Annotated in this window: 4 protein-coding genes; 2 read left to right on the top strand and 2 right to left on the bottom strand. The window is 73.7% G+C overall.

The window, feature by feature from the left end; genetic code table 11:
• Positions 1–475, bottom strand: a 475-nt coding sequence (locus V8688_RS31685; protein WP_342802351.1) for an FAD-dependent oxidoreductase, incomplete at its 3' end; no start/stop codon positions are given.
• Between the two features lie 79 nt (positions 476–554).
• On the opposite strand from V8688_RS31685, the gene thiE reads away from it, so the two are divergent.
• Positions 555–1,259, top strand: coding sequence for a thiamine phosphate synthase (gene thiE / locus V8688_RS31680; protein WP_218722169.1), 705 nt, complete (start codon positions 555–557; stop codon positions 1,257–1,259).
• A 6-nt stretch (positions 1,260–1,265) separates the two neighbouring features.
• On the opposite strand, the gene V8688_RS31675 is transcribed toward thiE, so the two are convergent.
• Complete coding sequence (locus tag V8688_RS31675; RefSeq protein WP_218722170.1) at positions 1,266–1,895, bottom strand: NUDIX hydrolase; 630 nt, start codon at positions 1,893–1,895, stop codon at positions 1,266–1,268.
• A 129-nt stretch (positions 1,896–2,024) separates the two neighbouring features.
• On the opposite strand from V8688_RS31675, the gene V8688_RS31670 reads away from it, so the two are divergent.
• A partial coding sequence (locus V8688_RS31670) for a hypothetical protein (RefSeq protein ID WP_342802350.1) occupies positions 2,025–3,260 on the top strand: 1,236 nt, incomplete at its 3' end.

Raw genomic sequence — 3,260 nt, 5'->3', positions numbered from 1 at the left:
GCAGGGCGGTCAGCACCCGGCGGTTGTCGACGGCGGGTTCGGTGGTGGCCAGCAGACCCGCGCGCACGGTGCGGGCCAGCGCCGGTTCGAGCGCGCGCACCCCGGCCCGGTCGAGGACGCTCAGCTCGTGGCCGAATCCGGCGAGCCAGTCGGCGACGGTGCGCAGGTCGGCGGCATCGGCGCCGTCGAGGGCGACGGTCAGCGTCTCGTCGGCGACGAACACCGACTCACCGGTGATCGCGCGCAGCCGCTCGGCGAAGGCGGGCCAGGCGGCCAGCGCGGCGGCGCCGAAGGCCAGCACCCGGTCCTCACCGGGCCAGCCCTCCGACAGCGGCGCGAGCATGCCGCCCGCCACGAAAGACGCGCCCGAGCCCGGCGCCGGATCGAAGACGGTGACGGTCCAGCCGGCCTCGGCGGCCTGCCATGCGACGGCGAGTCCGACGGCGCCGCCGCCAACGACCGCCAGAGTTCGCATCACGTTCCACCTGTCTTTTTCCGCCTACCGAGCGCCTCGGCGTTCGCGTCTCCACGGTAGCGCGACTACCGTCGACACTGTGCAGCCCTCCCATCCGAATCGATCCGTCCCGCCCAGGGAGCGCCTGTCGAGCGCGCTGCTGTATCTGTGCACCGACGCGCGCCGGGAGAAGGGCGATCTGGCCCGCTTCGTCGATGCCGCGCTAGCCGGTGGCGTCGACATCGTCCAGCTCCGCGACAAGGGGTCGCCCGGCGAGGCCGAGTTCGGCCCGCTGGAGGCCAAGGCCGAGCTGGGCGCCCTCGCCGAGATCAAGGCGGCGACCCGCAGGCACGGCGCCCTGCTCGCGGTGAACGACCGCGCCGACATCGCGCTGGCCGCGGGCGCCGACGTCCTGCATCTGGGCCAGGGCGACCTCCCGCCCGCCTACGCGCGCCGCATTCTCGGCCCCGATGTCGTCATCGGCCGGTCGAGTCACAATCGAGCCCAAGCCGGGCTGGCGGCCATCGACGGCCATCTCGACTACTTCTGCACCGGCCCGATCTGGACCACGCCGACCAAGCCGGGCCGCCAGGCCGCGGGCATCGACCTGGTGCGCTCCACCGCCGACGCGCACCCGACGATGCCGTGGTTCGCGATCGGCGGCATCGACGCGCAGCGGCTGCCCGAGGTGCTCGCCGCGGGTGCGCGGCGGATCGTCGTGGTCCGCGCGATCACCGCGGCCGCCGATCCGGAGGCCGCGGCGCGCGAGCTCAAGCAGGCTCTGGTCGCCGCGGCGGCCGAGTAGCGCGACTCAGGTCAGCAGGCTGGTCAGGGCCGCGGCCAGGTCATCGGCCGGGTCCGGGCCGATGGTGACCTCGGCGCCGGGTCCGTCCAGCGCGTGCAACCAGAAGAACCCGCGATCGGCGAGTTCGACGGTCCGGGGCAGGTCGGTGACCGGGTCGGCGGCGAAGCGCAGGCGCAGCGGGACCGCGCGCAACCCGAGCCAGGCCGCGGCGAAACCGGGGTGCAGCGGGAGGTCGTCGACCTCGCCCTCGGCCACCCAGACCAGCTCGGAGCTCTCCTTGTTGGCGACCGTGGGCAGCGGGAACTCGGCGTCGGCGACCACCGTGGTGTAGGTCCAGCCGCTCGGGGCGGTCATCGTCAGCCGTTCGGCGCGCACGCGCAGCGCGTCGGCGGTGATGCCCGCCTCCTCCCAGGCTTCCCGGACCGCGGCGTGCTCGGCGCTCTCGTGGGAATCCCGCGCGCCGCCGGGGATGGCCCAGGTGCCGCCCTGATGACTCCACGGCGCGCGGTGCTGGAGCAGCACCGCCGACCCGCCCCGGGGCAGCGGCGCGCGCAGCAACAAGCCCGCCGCACCGTACTTGCCCCAGTGCCGAACCCCGCCCGGACTGTTCGACCAGCCGTCTCCGTCACCGCGCATCCAATACTCTTTCCTCCGTAGCAGCCGAGCAGCAACCGCTTCGGGGGTGTCTGCGGGGCTGCGCCACCGGTAGGACCACAATAAACTCCGCACCACGAGGGGTGCGCGGACAGCACGGGGAGGTGAACGATGGTCGAACCCGGGAGTCGCGATGCCTCGACCGAGGTCGCGGCCGTTCGTTCCGGCCCGTCGCCGCAGGCCACGCAGGGTTCGGCGACGGCTCCGGCCGCGCCGGTGACGAGCCGGCGCGCCGCGTTGCGGAAACCGGCGATCGTCGTCGACCGGCCGCCGGCGCCGGACGTGAAGGCCCTGCGTGCGCAGTTCCATCCCGCCCGCTTGCGCGGGTTCGTGCAGTCCTCGCCGGGTCGGCTCGTGGCTGCCGGTCTGGTGCTGATGCTGCTGTGCGTCGCCGCGGGCGCGGTGACTTCGACGACCGTCAGCGACCGCCAGCAAGCTCTCGGCGTCCTGCTCGACGACACCGAACCCGACGCCCACTCGGCCAATCACCTCTACACCTCGCTCTCGATCGCCGACGCCGCCGCGGGCACCGCGTTCATCGCGGGCGGACTCGAGCCCAAGACCGTGCGCGACCGCTACACCCAGGCCATCGGTGAGGCCGCCGCCGAACTGGTGACCCAGGCCGGGCACATCTCCGTCGAGGAGGCCGCCGACCCGTCGGGCACCGATCGCAAGCTGCGCACCGGCATCGCCACGGGTTTGCCGGTCTACACCGGCCTGATCGAGACCGCGCGCGCCAACAACCGCAACGGCTACCCGGTCGGCGCCGCCTACCTCAGTGAGGCGTCGCACCAGATGCAGACGGCGCTGCTGCCGATGGCCGAGGAACTGGAGAACCACCGGCTCGACGCGGTCACCGCCGCCCAGCACCGGCACGTGTTACCGCCCTGGCCCGCGATCGTGCTGCTGATGGCGACGCTGGGCGCCCTGCTGTGGGTCCAGGTGGAGCTGGCCAGACGCTCGCGACGGGTATTCAACATGGGCCTGCTGCTCGGCACCGCCGCGCTCGCGCTGACGCTGGTGTGGACCGTGGCCGCGGGCTCGGTGTCGGCGGTGTCGATGATGCAGTGCCGCGACCAGGGCGCCGTGCCCGCCGCCCGGCTGGCCGAGAGCCGCATCCTGGTGCAGCAGGCCAGGTCGGCGGAGATGGTGAAGCTGGTGCGCCGCGACGCCACCGGCGACTACGACCGCACCTTCGACACCAACACCGCCCGGCTCACCGAACTGCTCGCCGGCTACCCGCAGGACGCGCCCGCCCGCGCCGAGGTCGCCGACGCCCGCACCGCGCTCGCCCGCTGGCAGTCGGCGCATCAGCGGATGAACGACACCCTGGCCCGCGGCGACTTC

Origin of the sequence: Nocardia sp. No.11, from assembly GCF_038752175.1 — a bacterium.
GTDB lineage: Bacteria > Actinomycetota > Actinomycetes > Mycobacteriales > Mycobacteriaceae > Nocardia > Nocardia canadensis.
Note: the sequence above shows the minus strand (reverse complement) of the source record. Positions and strands in the feature narration are given on the sequence as shown.

Excerpts from the sequence above, each read along its gene's own strand:
- V8688_RS31675 (WP_218722170.1), bottom strand. The coding sequence starts at position 1,895 with ATGCGCGGTGACGGAGACGGCTGGTCGAACAGTCCGGGCGGGGTTCGG.